This window comes from Anaerobacillus sp. QJM3NY_32 (genome assembly GCF_056173645.1).
The window spans coordinates 4,321,241-4,336,065 of sequence record NZ_CM149684.1; the positions used below are offsets into that span (position 1 = coordinate 4,321,241).

The window sequence follows — 14,825 nt, forward strand, 5'->3', positions numbered from 1 at the left end:
TTCCCCCTTTATGCTTTTTCTTTTACTTCACTTTGCTCATCACGCTGATACATGACAACGCGTGGCAGAGCAATTTCAATACCAATTTCATCAAAACGTTGTTTAACCGCTTTTCGGATTTCTCGCCCTATGACCCAGTGCTCCATTGGATGCACTTCTGAGATAATACGAAGAACTACTTCTGACTGCCCTAAATCCTGGACTCCAAGATATTCCGGTTTCACAATCATAGCATCAAACTGCTCATACAGCTCGTCCATTAAATCAATGATCACTTTCTCGGCTTCTTGTATATGTTCTTCATACGCAATGTTCACATCAACAACGGCAATACTATTATGAATAGAATAATTCGTTACTTGATTAATGTTACCATTCGGTAGGATATGAAGTTCTCCTGTCCAACTTTTAATTTTCGTAACGCGTAGTCCAATTTCTTCAACAAATCCTTCTACACTAGAGATACGGACATAATCGCCTACAGAAAACTGTTTTTCGAAAATAATAAAGAAACCTGTAATAACATCACGCACAAGGTTCTGTGCCCCGAAACCTACAGCAAGACCAACCACTCCGGCTCCAGCAATTAGGGTCCGAACGTCTACGCCAAATTCACTCAAAATCATAACTAGTGCAACAAAATAAGTAACATAGGTTAGAACATTCTCAATCAACCTTATGAGAGTCGCTTCTCTACGTTCCGATAACCGGAGGGGGCTTTTTAAACGAATAGAGAAAATCTGACCTAATGCTGATTTTGCTATTCGCAAAAAGATCCATGTACCAATTAAAATAGCTAAAATAGTAAGTGCACTTTTGACCATATTCCCCCAAAGCTCACGATTGGATAAATACTGATATGTAGGCGTCCACAAAGAATCGAACCAATCCAATCCACATACCTCCCAGTTTTTAGTACTATGATAACAAATCATACCGTTTAAGAACTGGGAAAATCAAGATAGATGCTAAAATATAGAGATTTAGTACACCGTACAGAGGGTATAAAAAAGCAATTAGTGTAGAAAAACCAAACGCAGTAAACGGAAGCATAATCATGACAATAATAAAAGCGACAATCCATAGAGGAAGACCAAGCAAATCTCGAAATCTCGATGTAAGACCAAAGACTCCACTTACAGCTGTAGTGTATATGGCTAACCATAGTAAGACAGACATAATCAAAATCATATAGTACGGATACGTTTTTAAGATCGCAAACAATGGGATCTCGTATAAAAGAAGGTCATGAGCCACCTGTATGAGTGATTGATTATAAAGAAAAGACACTCCCCCGAGAATTAATCCACTTCCAAGGCTCGCAATCCAAATTTCTCCTTTATGCTTAATTTGATGACCGACGGCTGAAAGGACTGCGACAAGTGGTAAAATATTTAGCGCTGTGAACGTAAAAGCCGCTGGCCAGTTCGCTTGTTTTGTCCAATTAAAAAGCATAGCTGAGGGATTCGAGTGAATGAACAATCCAAGTACTGAAAGTAAGAGAATAATAAGCAAAGGAAGAATAATGGCATTCATTGATAACATCCCGTTGATATCCCAGAAGAAAAGGATAATAACTAATACAGCAAGAATACAAATACCTAACCAATAAGGTAGATGAACCACTTCCATCGTTGCCCCACCACCTGCAAACATTACAATCGTTGTTGTAAACAAATACAGGATAATGAGTAAATCATAGATTCCGGTTAACTTTTTGCCCACAAGTCGTTCCAAAATCGGCAAATAATGAGTGGATTTCGTTTCGTAACTTATTTTCATAATCACATAACAACAAATCGAGAACATGACTGTAAATAAAATGATAGCCAGTACGCTTTCATGACCAAAAAATTGCCACAGTTCTCTCCCTGATGCATAGCCTGCACCAATCATCGTTCCTAATATAAGAAACAACCATTTCATTCCACCGCTTATCATGGCATTCCCTCCTAGTCTTACTCAATACGAAATTGAAGTAAAATCCACGGCAGAAATGATCTTGTATGTATAGATCACGTCAAAATTCCGTATACTGTTACTACTATTACAAAGGAGAGAATCCTATGAATCTTCGAGACAAGTTTTTTCAAAAAAAACCTGCTGCATATCGAATCCATCATGAGGATGATCTTGCTATAGAAACACTTAGTGAGAGGATTTCGCTTCTGCTGCCAACGAGAAGAACAGATTCAATTGTGATCGTTTGCATCGGAACGGATCGTTCAACGGGAGACGCTTTAGGCCCGCTTGTTGGAAGCAAATTGCAGCAGCTTCAGCCAAAAGCAACAGTATACGGTACGCTTGAGTCACCAGTTCATGCTGTGAATTTAAATGAAGTGATGACATCAATTGAACAGACGCACACTCGTCCATTTATTATCGGAATTGATGCTTGTCTCGGACGTCTTCACTCTGTTGGAATTATTACGGCAGGAGAGGGCCCTGTGAAGCCAGGTGCGGGAGTAAAAAAAGAGCTCCCAGAAGTTGGGGATATTCATTTAACAGGGATCGTGAATGTTAGTGGATTCATGGAATACTTTGTTTTGCAAAATACACGATTAAATTTAGTTATGAAAATGGCTGATGTTATGGCTATAAGTCTTCATCAATCTATTGAAGCATATGGATCAGATATGTCACTCGAGAAGAACAATGCCTTAAATTGGGGAGATGACCTTCTTCAACTTCCATAACGTCGACAAAAAGACCCGTATCCTGGTCATTTACAAAACCAGAGTACGGGTCTTTTTAATATAGATCTCTGTTACTAAATCATATGGTTTCTTGATTTTTGACTGCTTAACAAAACCTGATTAAATAATCGCATTCTAAAACATCGAAGGCATGAGGTACAGACTTGAGACAAGAATAGCTGCAATTAATAAAGCAGGGAGAAAGTTAGCTACTCGAATTTTAACAATACCGAGCAAGTTCAATCCAATTGCTAGAATCATAATTCCTCCTGCAGAAGTTACCTCTGCAATAAACGCATCGAGAAGGGCTTGAGGGACAAACTGGTTTATCTGTGCAGCAAAGAGAGCAAGAACTCCTTGATACAGCATTACGGGTATTGCTGAAAACAATACACCATAACCTAGCGTTGCTGTAAACATAATTGCAGTAAAACCATCTATTAAAGACTTTGTAAATAATATTGAGTGATCATTTCGTAGGCCACTATCAAGTGCCCCAAGAATAGCCATAGCACCAACAACGTAAACGAGTGTAGCTGTTACAAAAGCTTGAGCTACGCTGCCTTCCGAAGCAGCACCAGTTTTTCTCTCAATCCACTTCCCTAAACCATTCAGCTTTCCTTCTAGATTCCAATACTCACCTAGTATACCGCCCAGCACCAGACTGCCAATTACAATTAAGAACTGCTCGCTTTTCATGGCCATTTGTAGTCCGATAACAGAAACAACTAAAGCTAGTCCCTGCATAATTGTCGTTTTCGTTTGTTCAGGGATGCGACTGCTAACCGTGCCAATCAGCGTACCCGCAATAATGGCTGCACCATTCACAACTGTTCCTAATAATACCATTTCCTACATCTCCTCAGCCAAAGTACCCCTCAACAATTTCTTCTACTGCTTGGATGGTTTTATTAATTTCATCTATTGTATTATAAGGTCCCACACTTAATCGTACCGCTCCAGTAGTGGTCGTTCCGATCGTTTCATGTCCAAGTGGAGTACAGTGTAGGCCTGCTCTTACTGCAATCTCGTAATGCTGATCAAGTATAATTGCAATTTCCTGAGCATCAATTCCTTCAATAGTAAAAGGGATAACTCCAAGGCGTTCTTTATTAGGTCCATACACCTTCACATAATTAATTTCTTTTAATCCATTTATTAGATGCTCAGTTAAATGCAGTTCATGCATTCTTATTTTATGAAGACCCATTTTCTTCACTGCATTGAGACCTGCTAATAACCCGGCAATTCCTGGTGTATTGACGGTTCCGCTCTCAAGGCGTTCAGGGTATTTTAGTGGCTGATCGACCAACTCAGAACTACTCCCCGTACCGCCATGATATATAGGATTAAGCTCAACCGCTTTGCTAACCATTAGTACACCTGTACCCTGCGGACCAAGTAAACCTTTATGACCTGGGAAAGCCAATAGATCAACGCTCATTTGCTCCATATGAATAGGAATAATACCAGCTGTTTGGGAGGCATCTACGAGAAACGTAATTCCCTGTTCTCTGGCTATTTTTCCAATCTCATCGATAGGAATAATTTTACCAGTTAGATTAGAGCCATGTGAAACAATAATCATTTTTGTAGAAGATCGTATGGCATTGCAGAATGCCTCGACATCAAATTCCTCAGTCGTCTCCAGATTAATGTAATCCACTTCAATTCCTGAAGTTTTCTTCATATATTCTAAAGGACGACGTACTGAGTTGTGTTCATAAGAAGTGGTTAATACATGATCCCCTTCATTGAAGGAAAAACCTTTTATTGCCTGATTAAGAGCTCCTGTAGCGTTTGCTGTAAAACAAACGCGTTCAGGTTGGTCAAAGCCAAAGAAATCAGCCAGCTGTTCACGTGCTTGTACAATCATGTTATCAGCGCGCTTGGATAACGCATGTCCACCACGACCTGGATTTGCCGCGTATTCGGTCATACACTCAGTCATAGCCTGAACAACTTCAGGCGGCTTAGGAAAGGACGTTGCCGCTTGATCAAGATAAATCACATTACCACCCCATTAAGTTCGTTTCAAATTCTACTAAGCTAGAATAAAAGCATAAACTGAATGGCAGTTTATGCTTTTATTCGTTATCTTCTTTCTCTAACACTTCTAATATGCGATTTAGATCTTCTTCTGAGAAAAACTCAATCTCTATTTTACCTTTTTTCTTCATTCTTTTAATTGAAACCGACGTTCCAAATCGCTCACGAAGGTGATCTTCCTTTTCCTTAAGAAACGGATCTGACTTCTCTTTTCTCTTTGTTTCACGTGAAACATTCTGATTCAATTCCGTAATTAACTTCTCTAGCTGGCGAACGTTTAATTTCTCCTGAAGAACTCGATCCGCAAGTGGCTTTCTAGCTTCTTTATTTTTTAATCCAAGTATCGCCCGCCCATGCCCCATCGTGAGCTTTCCGTCTGAAATATACTCCTGTACTTCAGAAGGTAACTGTAAAAGACGAAGGAAATTAGCGAGATGCGGTCTACTTTTACCCAGGCGTTTTGACAATTCTTCCTGTGTCACATCTGTTTCTTCCATCAGTTTCTGGTAAGCATGCGCCTCTTCAATCGGATTTAGATTCTCACGCTGCAAGTTTTCAATTAAGGCAATTTCCATCATTTTTCGATCTGTTAAATCTTTCACAACAGCTGGAACGGTTGTAAGACCTGCTTCTAAAGAAGCCCTATACCTCCGCTCACCTACAACAATTTCATAGCCTTTAATGCTTTGACGAACGATTAATGGCTGGAGGACACCGAAAGTTTGAATCGAAGCACTTAATTCTTCAATCGCTTCAGTACTAAACTTCTTTCTCGGTTGATAAGGGTTAGGACGAAGCTCATTAACGGGAATATCCCTCACAGTCTCGTTCTCATTTTGGGAAGGGAAAAAGGCGTTAATTCCCTTACCCAAACCACGATTAGTCATTGACTAACACTTCCTTTGCAAGTTCTAAATAGCATTCAGCCCCTCGAGATTTTGGATCATAGACAATGATTGGCTTCCCATGACTTGGCGCCTCACTCAAACGTACATTCCTTGGTATGATCACTCGATAGACTTTTTCTTGGAAGTACTTTTTAACTTCTTCAATCACTTGAATACCAAGGTTTGTCCTTGCATCAAGCATTGTTAACAGTACTCCTTCAATCTTTAATTCTGTATTTAAATGCTTTTGGACGAGTCGTACTGTATTAAGTAACTGACTTAGTCCTTCAAGTGCATAGTATTCGCATTGGACAGGAATAAGCACTGCATCTGCGGCTGTAAGAGCATTAATTGTTAATAACCCCAACGATGGAGGACAATCAATTATAATATAATCATAGTTTTTTTCAACTTTATTTAGCGCCCTTTTCAATCTTACTTCCCGGGAAATGGTGGGAACAAGTTCGATCTCTGCTCCTGCAAGCTGAATTGTTGAAGGAATGACGTGCAAATTCTCAACAATCGTCTCCTGAATAATGTCTCCAGCATCTAGGTCATCTACGAGGATGTTATACACACATTTTTCAATATCGCCTTTCTCAATCCCAACGCCACTTGTTGCATTCCCCTGAGGATCAATGTCAACAAGCAAGACCCTTTTACCAAGATAGGCGAGACAGGCACTTACATTCACTGAAGTGGTCGTCTTTCCCACTCCGCCTTTTTGATTTGCTACAGCAACAATATTCACCAAGATGTCACCCCATTCTCCAACCATTCTTTCTTTCTATTTTATCACGTTTGTTATTAGCCGGACGGTATTCTCAATAAAATTCCATTTCCTCCCTGAAAGAGATAGAAACAGAAAACAGCTCAGCATATTTGAAGTTAATACTATCTGTTTAACGTTTTATATGTACAAAAAAAACTCATCCAGTTTGGATGAGTTTACTTCTTTTTAGGTATTCGGATCGTAAATTGATAGTATTCGTCATGGTCTTCTTCATCTGTATCAATCGTTAAACCAGTCTCTGTTACCATATCAAGCGATTGACGGATCGTATTGACAGCCAACCTCATATCTTTACTAACCGATTTTTTTCTAGGCTTCGGTTTAGGTACAGTGCCTTCTAGCATACGAACAACACGTTCTTCCGTCTGCTTCACATTCCATTGTCTTTCAAGAACTTCTGTGAGAACTTTTACTTGATTCTCAGGATTCTTAAGTGGAATCAAAGCACGAGCGTGTCTCTCCGTGATTTTTTTCTCGAGAAGCGCTCTTTGAACAGGCTCGGGGAGCTTCAGTAATCTAAGCTTATTCGCAATAGTAGATTGCCCTTTGCCAAGTCGCTGAGCGAGGCTCTCCTGAGTTAAATCATGTAGCTCAATAAGCTGGGCATAAGCCATAGCTTCTTCAACAGCTGTTAGCTCTTCACGCTGCAGGTTCTCGATAAGCGCAATAGAGGCTGTTTGAGAATCGTTAAATTCCTTAATAATGGCAGGAATTCGCTCCCAACCTAGCTTTTTCACTGCTCTCCAGCGTCTTTCCCCGGCAATAATTTCATACTTGCCTTCACGTTCTCGAACCACGATCGGCTGAATAACTCCATGGGTCTTTATCGTCTGAGATAGTTCAGTAATTCTCTCATCTATAAAAATTGTTCGAGGTTGGAAACGGTTTGGGATAATATCCTCAACAAGAAGCTGTTTCACTTCCTCTTGTTCTGCTTCCATCGTCTCGCTTTTTTCATCGTTCAAACCGAAAAGACGTGAAAACGTATGCTTCATCGCCTAACACCACCTTTAATCGACTCCTTAACTGATTCGCTGCTTCAAAACCGAATTCCTTCCGTCGTAGCAGCGTTCCATGTGAAACACCTATCCGTTCAAATGCAGTCCATCTTTATTATAAAGGATTTTTATTTGGTGTGCCTGGCTTTCTTGGATATTTTTTTGGAGTTGTTTTGATTTTTTTAATTGTAACGATATTACGCTCACTCTTTTCTTTAGGTAGTGTTAGCGTATCTCGTTTCACAACTTCTCCACCAAGAAGCTTAATCGCCTGTTTACCAGACTCTAATTCATCCTCTACACCTGGGCCTTTTAGCGCAACAAAATAACCGTTTGGTTTAACGAGAGGAAGACACAACTCACCAAGGACAGAAAGTCTTGCAACGGCTCTTGCTGTGACAACATCATACTTTTCACGATGATCTTTGTTTTTACCAAATAATTCAGCACGGTCATGATAAAATGACACATTTGTTAGCTTAAGTTTTGATGAAAGGTGTTCTAAGAAACCGATTCTCTTGTTAAGTGAATCGACAATAGTGATGCTTAAATGTGGAAAACAAATTTTAATAGGCAAACTTGGGAAACCTGCGCCCGCTCCCACATCGCAAATATGATAGTCAGAAGAGAAATCAAATGAGAACGCCGCCATGATTGAATCAAAGAAGTGCTTTTCGTAGACTTCCTCTTTATCAGTGATAGCTGTCAGATTCATTTTCTCGTTCCATTCAACTAGAATTTCATAGTATGTTTGAAATTGTTGAAGCTGTTCAGGAGAAAGAGTAATCCCTTTCTCCTCTAACAACTCCTGAAACTGTTGCTCGTTCATAGACCCTCCACTAGTACATTATTTTGCAATTTTAGCGATTTTCCCCTGTTCGATATACACAAGTAAGATCGATACATCAGCTGGATTAACTCCTGATACACGCGAAGCCTGACCAATTGAAAGAGGGCGAACCTCATCAAGTTTTTGCTTCGCTTCAGTTGCAAGACCACCAATCGCATAATAATCTATGCCCTCAGGAATTTTCTTTTCATCCATTTTCTTCATACGTTCCACTTGTTGAAGACTTTTATTAATATAGCCGCTATATTTAATCTGAATCTCAACTTGTTCTGAAACATCTTCAGGAATTTCAAAGTCTGCTGGTGCTAGTTGGTGAATCTCTTGATAAGTTACTTCCGGTCTCTTCAATAAATTAGCTGCGTGAATAGCTTCCTTCAATTCAGTACTATTCTCCGGAAGAACATCATTAACCTGCTCGCCTGGTTTAATCACAATCTTCGCAAGACGCTTCATTTCTTGCTCGATCATTTCTTTTTTAGCAAGGAAACGATCATAGCGTTCTTTAGGAATCATGCCGATGTCATAACCGAGTTCTGTTAGTCTTAAATCTGCATTATCGTGACGAAGAAGAAGACGATATTCTGCTCGTGATGTTAATAGACGATATGGCTCGTTCGTTCCTTTCGTCACAAGGTCATCGATCATAACGCCAATGTACCCTTGAGAACGATCCAGAATCACCGCTTCACGCTCCTGTGCATTCCTTGCAGCGTTAATACCAGACATGATTCCCTGACCTGCTGCCTCTTCATATCCTGAAGTACCGTTTAACTGTCCTGCAGTAAAGAGGTTTTTCACTGTTTTTGTTTCAAGTGAAGGCCACAATTGGGTCGGAACAATAACATCATATTCGATGGCATAGCCTGCACGCATCATTTCAACATTTTCAAGACCAGGTACGGTTTTAAGAATTTGTTGCTGCAAATCCTCTGGAAGGCTTGTTGAAAGACCCTGCACATATACTTCCTTCGTATTGCGTCCTTCTGGTTCAAGGAAAATTTGGTGACGGGGCTTATCATTAAAGCGAACAATTTTATCTTCAATTGATGGGCAATACCTTGGGCCCGTCCCTTCAATCATACCTGAATACATCGGAGATCGATGCAAGTTATCATTGATGAGCTTATGCGTTGCTTCACCCGTATAAGTTAACCAACATGGCAGCTGGTCTGTAATAAATTCTGTTGTTTCATATGAAAATGCACGCGGTTTTTCATCGCCGGGCTGAATTTCAGTTTTACTATAATCAATAGATTTATTATTTACACGCGGAGGAGTTCCTGTCTTAAAACGAACCATCTCAAAGCCCAATTCCTCCAAATGGTGCGACAAATTAACGGAAGGCTGCATGTTATTAGGGCCACTTTCATATGAAAGATCTCCAATAATAACGCGACCGCGCATGAACGTACCAGTTGTTAAAACAACAGATTTCGCCTCGAACTCTGCACCCGTTTTCGTAATAACTCCTTTGCAGACGCCATCCTCAACGATTAGTTTCTCAACCATGCCCTGTAAGAGCGTAAGATTATCCTGTTCTTCAATGGTTCGTTTCATTTCACTTTGATACAGTACTTTATCAGCCTGTGCACGCAGTGCACGTACAGCAGGCCCCTTACCTGTATTTAACATACGCATTTGAATATGCGTTTTATCTATATTTCGTCCCATTTCTCCACCAAGTGCATCAATTTCCCGCACAACAATTCCCTTTGCAGGACCTCCTACACTCGGGTTACATGGCATGAAAGCGACAGAGTCTAAGTTAAGTGTAAGCATGAGTGTTTTCGCACCCATTCTTGCTGAAGCGAGTCCCGCTTCCACACCGGCATGACCTGCTCCGACGACTATAACATCATAAGAATCGGCTTTATAACCCATTGCCGTATTCCTCCTTTTATCATCTTATTTCCCAAGACAAAACTGTGAAAATAACTGATCGATCAAACTCTCAGATACTGTATCACCAATAATCTCTCCAAGAATTTCCCACGTTCGAGTAATATCAATTTGTACCATATCAACCGGCATTCCTGCTTCAACAGCGCCTAACGCATCATCAAGCGTTCTTCGCGATTGTTCTAACAAAGCAATATGACGTGAATTAGATACATATGTTAAATCCTGTGACTCTACTTCACCTGCAAAGAACAGTTCAGAGATGGATTGTTCAAGCTCTTCAACGCCTTGTTCATGTTTTAATGAAGTCGTAATCATTGGATGCTCTTCTGCTAATTCTTTTACCTTAGTTAAATCTAGTTTCTCATCTAGATCCGTTTTATTCACGATAATAATAACATCCATGCCTTTTACCGCTTCGAACAACTTCTCATCTTCATGCGTCAACTCATCATTATAATTAAGCACAAGCAAGATGAGATCAGCTTGTTTCAAGCGTTCACGTGAACGTTCAACACCTATTCGCTCGACCAGATCTTCCGTTTCCCGAATTCCCGCTGTATCCACTAATCTTAAAGGCACGCCTCTTACATTAACATATTCCTCAATAACATCTCGGGTCGTACCAGGAACGTCTGTCACTATTGCCTTGTTTTCGTGAACAAGACTATTCAATAAGGATGATTTACCAACGTTTGGCCGTCCCACGATAACAGTAGATAAACCTTCACGCAAAATTTTTCCCTGTCGTGCTGTAATTAGAATACCTTCAATTTCCTTAGCCACCTGCTTTAATTGCGTGGTTAAAAGATCTTGCGTCATTTCTTCTGCATCATATTCAGGGTAGTCAATGTTCACTTCAACATGAGCAACTGTCTCAAGGAGTTGCTGTCTCAAGGTAGCAATCAGCGTCGATAAGCGACCCTCCATTTGATTTAACGCAACATTCATTGCTCGATCCGTTTTTGCTCGAATCAAATCAATAACAGCCTCTGCTTGCGACAAGTCAATTCGACCATTCAAAAAAGCTCGTTTAGTGAATTCACCTGGCTCTGCAAGGCGTGCACCACTACGCAAAACCAACTCAAGCACACGGTTTACAGATACCAGTCCACCGTGACAGTTGATCTCGACAATATCCTCTCTCGTAAATGTCCGGGGTCCTTTCATAATTGAAACCATCACTTCTTCAGCAACCTGCTCAGTATCAGGATCAATCAAATGACCATAATGAATCGTATGAGAATCAACGGATTCTAACGCCTGTTTGCCCTTATATAGCCGATCAGCTATCGCAACCGCCTCTGAACCACTAAGTCGGACAATCGCAATTGCCCCTTCTCCCATTGGAGTCGATATTGCAGCAATCGTTTCATATTCCAAAGTTATTCACCTCTCTAATCACACTTCTTTATTCTATTTATTTACGTTTTCTATATAATATAAGCTAGTATTAGTTTAACCAATTATCCACAGTGGATAACTTCATATCTTAAAGCTACAGACTAATCCACAATACCTTTTAGTGTAACCCATTTTCATAAAAAAAGAAATAAGTTTGCTTTCCATACAACCAGCCTAAGAAGGGTGAAAAGAATGGAGATTTCTAGTAAAGAAAACCCAATCTTTCCTCAAAAAAACCTTCGGGCAAAGTGCCCGAAGGTTTCATATCATTTATTACGTGGAACAATAACCACACGGCGATGTGGATCTTTTCCATCTGAGTGAGTGGAAATCCCCTTCTTTTCTTTCAAATAAAGGTGAATTACCTTACGTTCTAACGACGGCATCGGTTCTAGCTGTATATCCTTTTTCGTAACCATCGCTTTGTCTGCAAGACGATCGACTAACTTTCTTAGCGTCTCTTCACGTCTTTCACGGTAGTTCTCAGCATCGAGTACTACACGGACAAATCGGTCAGAAAATCGATTCGCGGCAAGATTTGTCAAATATTGCAAAGAATTAAGAGTTTGGCCGCGTTTCCCTATCAATATCGCAATTTTTTCACCAGATAGAGTAAAATAAAGATCGCGATCCTCTCTTCTACCTTCTATACTGGCTTCTACTCCCATATTGCTAATGACTTTTTCTAAAAAAGCCCTTGTTTGCTCTATGATGTCAGGTTTCTCGCTTACTTTGATGCGGGCGGGCCTTCCTCCAAAACCTAAAAATCCTTTTTTAGGCTCTTCTAACACTTCAATATTAACATTCTCTTGAACAGTCCCGATTTGATTCAGCGCATTTTCAATGGCATCTTCAATCGTTTTTCCCGTTACCGTAACGCTTCTCACTTCTTCGCTCCCCCCGTATTCGTATCAGCGGTTTTAATGGTAGGTTTCGTAATAAAGTAAGTTTGCGCAATCATAAAGATGTTACCTACAACCCAATATAGCGCTAGCGCTGCAGGGAAGTTAATAGCAAAGACAATAATCATAATTGGCATAACGTATAGAAGCATCTTCATTTGAGGCTGCACCGTTCCACCGCTACCCATCATGATTTTCTGCTGAATGAAGGTTGTTATACCAGCAGTGACTGCCAGAATTATATCTGGAGAGCCAAGGCTAAACCAGAGGAAAGTATGTGTTTCAATTGCTTGTGTACGCATAATAGCATGGTAAAAACCTAAAAGAATCGGCATTTGCACTAAGATTGGTAGACAACCTGCAAGCGGGTTAACACCATTCTGTTGAAAGAGCTGCATTGTTTCTTGCTGAAGCTGCTGTTGCGTCTTCTGGTCTTTACTGCTGTACTTTTCTTTAAGTTTCTGCATTTCTGGCTGCAGTTCCTGCATCGCTTTTGAACTTCTCGTTTGTTTGATCATCAATGGAAGTAGTAGAAGTCGAATTAAAATCGTAACAATAATAATAGACAGTCCATAATTTCCATCACCAGTCAAATCAGCGAAAAATGTTAAGACTGCGGAAAGCGGATATACAATGTATTCGCTCCAAAATCCCGTGCTTTCTGCATCAATCGGCTCGTTAATGTTACATCCTGAAAGGACCGCAACGAGACCAATCAATAGAAATGCGAGGGTTATTTTTTTCCTCACGCTTCATCCTCCTTGCAATCATATCTCGACAATGATTTATGTAGTAAAAGCATGCCACTAGTCCCTTTTATCCGGTACAGGATCAAAACCGCCAGGATGAAAGGGGTGGCACTTTGAAATTCTTTTAACCGTCAACCAGGAGCCCTTAATAAATCCATGCTTCTGGTAAGATTCGAAACTGTAATGAGAACAGGATGGGTAGAAACGGCAAGATGGGGGAGTTAATGGAGAAATAAACTTCTGATAGACGCGAATTAGCATCAAAGCCACTTTCTTCATTTAGAATCCCTTCCTTTACTAACTTGTTTCACACCTCTCAACACACGAGCTCTATTAAGCACATGAGTTAAGCTGCTCTTCACTTCTTCGAAACTCATCTCTGAAGTAGGTTTTCGTGCAATTACGACAAAATCGTAAGGGAATTTGATTTGATCTGACAACTGATGGAATGATTCTTTCACAAGTCGCTTCACACGATTTCGTGTCACAGCATTGCCAATCCTCTTACTTACTGAAAGACCTAATCGAAATTGAGGCTGATCATTTCGCTTTAATACATACACAACAAATTGTCTGTTTGCAGTTGAGTTTCCATTTTTGAAAACGTTCTGAAACTCAGAATTCTTTTTAATCCGGTAGTTGCTATTCAATCCGCACACTCCCAGTGTTACTTGGATAAGCATATTATAAACCTTATCTTAAAAAAAGACCACTGATGATCAGTGGTCTATGCAGACAATACTTTTCTACCTTTACGGCGACGACGAGCAAGGACTTTACGTCCGTTAGCTGAGCTCATACGTGCACGAAAACCGTGAACTTTTTTACGTTTACGTGTGTTTGGTTGAAACGTTCTTTTCATTCTATTACACCTCCCTGAGGATAAACTGTATAAAGACAGTCCAAGTAATTATAAGAAAAGACATGGGGAATTGTCAAGTTTAATTAAAATATCAAACACACTTTAACTAAAAGCAATCATTTAAATCTACGATGATCTCCACCAAATAAAGATTGATCAAATCATTTACAAACCTCTTAAAACACCCGTGTGGATAACTCATTTCGACACTTTTCACTTATTCACATCACTTATCGACAGGTTCTACACAAAATCTAGTGCTGTGGACAGTTTTGATCCACAAGATATGTCCTCTGTGGATAACCTCCCGAAAAACATTGCAAACAAGCTATTCTTTTGTTATGATATTTGTGTTTTAACTCGTGAATAAGCTAGAGTGAATTTAAAAGAGTCCACAGTCTGTGGATAATTATGTGGACAGTTATTCAGGTATGTTATTCTTTATGTCCACAACCATGTGAACACAGTCAATAATTCGACTTTCTTCTATATTATATGATCCGCTTTGATATTGTGGACAGTATAATTATTCGTGAATATTCAAATGATTGTACAAAGGTTGTACGTTGGCACATTAGGCGACTATCGTCAGCGAATACAGCCTGTTTTTATTTTGGTGAAAAAACATAAGGGTCTGTTACAATGTCACCCAGTCTGATGAGAAGAATCATTCAGTGGCCCGAAATAAGCTGACGATATTAATTTTATTTACTTTTGAACAAAAGGAGGGACTTCG

The 14,825-nt window shown here is 39.9% G+C and carries 16 protein-coding genes; 1 reads left to right on the forward strand and 15 read right to left on the reverse strand.

The genetic code is table 11. The annotated features are described in order from the left end of the window. Window positions 1-8 precede the first annotated feature (8 nt). Together AC0VYH_RS22120 and AC0VYH_RS22125 are read right to left on the reverse strand one after the other, a co-directional pair. Complete coding sequence (locus tag AC0VYH_RS22120; RefSeq protein WP_475366265.1) at window positions 9-893, reverse strand: mechanosensitive ion channel family protein; 885 nt, start codon at window positions 891-893, stop codon at window positions 9-11. Between the two features lie 25 nt (window positions 894-918). After that, window positions 919-1,941 (reverse strand): YkvI family membrane protein, encoded by a 1,023-nt coding sequence (locus AC0VYH_RS22125; RefSeq protein ID WP_194218154.1) that lies wholly within the window; start codon window positions 1,939-1,941, stop codon window positions 919-921. Window positions 1,942-2,066: 125 nt separating this feature from the next. Here AC0VYH_RS22125 and yyaC point away from each other — a divergent pair, with 125 nt between their 5' ends. Next, window positions 2,067-2,696: a spore protease YyaC gene (gene yyaC / locus AC0VYH_RS22130; protein ID WP_475368266.1), complete on the forward strand. Its 630-nt coding sequence runs from the start codon at window positions 2,067-2,069 to the stop codon at window positions 2,694-2,696. 135 nt (window positions 2,697-2,831) lie between these two features. On the opposite strand, the gene AC0VYH_RS22135 is transcribed toward yyaC, so the two are convergent. The 13 genes from AC0VYH_RS22135 to rpmH all read right to left on the reverse strand — a co-directional run bounded on the left by AC0VYH_RS22135 (window position 2,832) and on the right by rpmH (window position 14,089). Next, window positions 2,832-3,545, reverse strand: coding sequence for a DUF554 domain-containing protein (locus AC0VYH_RS22135; RefSeq protein WP_430244390.1), 714 nt, complete (start codon window positions 3,543-3,545; stop codon window positions 2,832-2,834). A 13-nt stretch (window positions 3,546-3,558) separates the two neighbouring features. Beyond that, complete coding sequence (locus tag AC0VYH_RS22140; protein ID WP_475373165.1) at window positions 3,559-4,707, reverse strand: aminotransferase class V-fold PLP-dependent enzyme; 1,149 nt, start codon at window positions 4,705-4,707, stop codon at window positions 3,559-3,561. Window positions 4,708-4,783: 76 nt separating this feature from the next. Further along, a complete protein-coding gene (locus tag AC0VYH_RS22145) occupies window positions 4,784-5,632 on the reverse strand; it encodes a ParB/RepB/Spo0J family partition protein (protein ID WP_475366267.1) in 849 nt (282 codons plus the stop codon). After that, window positions 5,625-6,410: a ParA family protein gene (locus AC0VYH_RS22150; protein WP_371017943.1), complete on the reverse strand. Its 786-nt coding sequence runs from the start codon at window positions 6,408-6,410 to the stop codon at window positions 5,625-5,627. Before AC0VYH_RS22150 ends, AC0VYH_RS22145 begins: the two co-directional genes overlap by 8 nt. 170 nt (window positions 6,411-6,580) lie before the next feature. Then, the gene (noc, locus tag AC0VYH_RS22155; RefSeq protein WP_194218148.1) at window positions 6,581-7,420 is read right to left on the reverse strand and encodes a nucleoid occlusion protein; all 840 of its coding nucleotides are present in this window, start codon (window positions 7,418-7,420) and stop codon (window positions 6,581-6,583) included. A gap of 118 nt (window positions 7,421-7,538) precedes the next feature. Next, window positions 7,539-8,252: a 16S rRNA (guanine(527)-N(7))-methyltransferase RsmG gene (gene rsmG / locus AC0VYH_RS22160; protein ID WP_226615958.1), complete on the reverse strand. Its 714-nt coding sequence runs from the start codon at window positions 8,250-8,252 to the stop codon at window positions 7,539-7,541. 18 nt (window positions 8,253-8,270) lie between these two features. Then, complete coding sequence (mnmG, locus tag AC0VYH_RS22165) at window positions 8,271-10,154, reverse strand: tRNA uridine-5-carboxymethylaminomethyl(34) synthesis enzyme MnmG (protein ID WP_194218146.1); 1,884 nt, start codon at window positions 10,152-10,154, stop codon at window positions 8,271-8,273. A 24-nt stretch (window positions 10,155-10,178) separates the two neighbouring features. Then, complete coding sequence (gene mnmE, locus AC0VYH_RS22170; RefSeq protein ID WP_475373166.1) at window positions 10,179-11,555, reverse strand: tRNA uridine-5-carboxymethylaminomethyl(34) synthesis GTPase MnmE; 1,377 nt, start codon at window positions 11,553-11,555, stop codon at window positions 10,179-10,181. A 287-nt stretch (window positions 11,556-11,842) separates the two neighbouring features. Further along, window positions 11,843-12,463: an RNA-binding cell elongation regulator Jag/EloR gene (jag, locus tag AC0VYH_RS22175; RefSeq protein ID WP_475368269.1), complete on the reverse strand. Its 621-nt coding sequence runs from the start codon at window positions 12,461-12,463 to the stop codon at window positions 11,843-11,845. Further along, the gene (gene spoIIIJ, locus AC0VYH_RS22180) at window positions 12,460-13,227 is read right to left on the reverse strand and encodes a YidC family membrane integrase SpoIIIJ (RefSeq protein WP_303532812.1); all 768 of its coding nucleotides are present in this window, start codon (window positions 13,225-13,227) and stop codon (window positions 12,460-12,462) included. Before spoIIIJ ends, jag begins: the two co-directional genes overlap by 4 nt. A 57-nt stretch (window positions 13,228-13,284) precedes the next feature. Then, window positions 13,285-13,506 carry a membrane protein insertion efficiency factor YidD gene (yidD, locus tag AC0VYH_RS22185; RefSeq protein ID WP_194218142.1) on the reverse strand — a complete coding sequence of 74 codons (222 nt, stop codon included), beginning with the start codon at window positions 13,504-13,506 and terminating at the stop codon, window positions 13,285-13,287. Beyond that, entirely contained in the window at window positions 13,503-13,877 is a 375-nt protein-coding gene (gene rnpA, locus AC0VYH_RS22190; RefSeq protein WP_430244375.1) for a ribonuclease P protein component, read from the reverse strand. The genes yidD and rnpA overlap by 4 nt, the downstream gene beginning before the upstream one ends. 77 nt (window positions 13,878-13,954) lie before the next feature. Further along, window positions 13,955-14,089 (reverse strand): 50S ribosomal protein L34, encoded by a 135-nt coding sequence (gene rpmH, locus AC0VYH_RS22195; RefSeq protein ID WP_048311109.1) that lies wholly within the window; start codon window positions 14,087-14,089, stop codon window positions 13,955-13,957. Between the last annotated feature and the right edge of the window lie 736 nt (window positions 14,090-14,825).

What these genes read in the sequence shown, in the direction of transcription:
- AC0VYH_RS22135 (WP_430244390.1), bottom strand. Translation starts at nt 3,545, where the DNA reads ATGGTATTATTAGGAACAGTTGTGAATGGTGCAGCCATTATTGCGGGT.
- mnmG (WP_194218146.1), bottom strand. Translation starts at nt 10,154, where the DNA reads ATGGGTTATAAAGCCGATTCTTATGATGTTATAGTCGTCGGAGCAGGT.
- AC0VYH_RS22150 (WP_371017943.1), bottom strand. Translation starts at nt 6,410, where the DNA reads ATGGTTGGAGAATGGGGTGACATCTTGGTGAATATTGTTGCTGTAGCA.
- yidD (WP_194218142.1), bottom strand. Translation starts at nt 13,506, where the DNA reads ATGAAGAAAGTGGCTTTGATGCTAATTCGCGTCTATCAGAAGTTTATT.
- yyaC (WP_475368266.1), top strand. Translation starts at nt 2,067, where the DNA reads ATGAATCTTCGAGACAAGTTTTTTCAAAAAAAACCTGCTGCATATCGA.
- AC0VYH_RS22125 (WP_194218154.1), bottom strand. Translation starts at nt 1,941, where the DNA reads ATGATAAGCGGTGGAATGAAATGGTTGTTTCTTATATTAGGAACGATG.
- rpmH (WP_048311109.1), bottom strand. Translation starts at nt 14,089, where the DNA reads ATGAAAAGAACGTTTCAACCAAACACACGTAAACGTAAAAAAGTTCAC.
- noc (WP_194218148.1), bottom strand. Translation starts at nt 7,420, where the DNA reads ATGAAGCATACGTTTTCACGTCTTTTCGGTTTGAACGATGAAAAAAGC.
- rsmG (WP_226615958.1), bottom strand. Translation starts at nt 8,252, where the DNA reads ATGAACGAGCAACAGTTTCAGGAGTTGTTAGAGGAGAAAGGGATTACT.
- AC0VYH_RS22145 (WP_475366267.1), bottom strand. Translation starts at nt 5,632, where the DNA reads ATGACTAATCGTGGTTTGGGTAAGGGAATTAACGCCTTTTTCCCTTCC.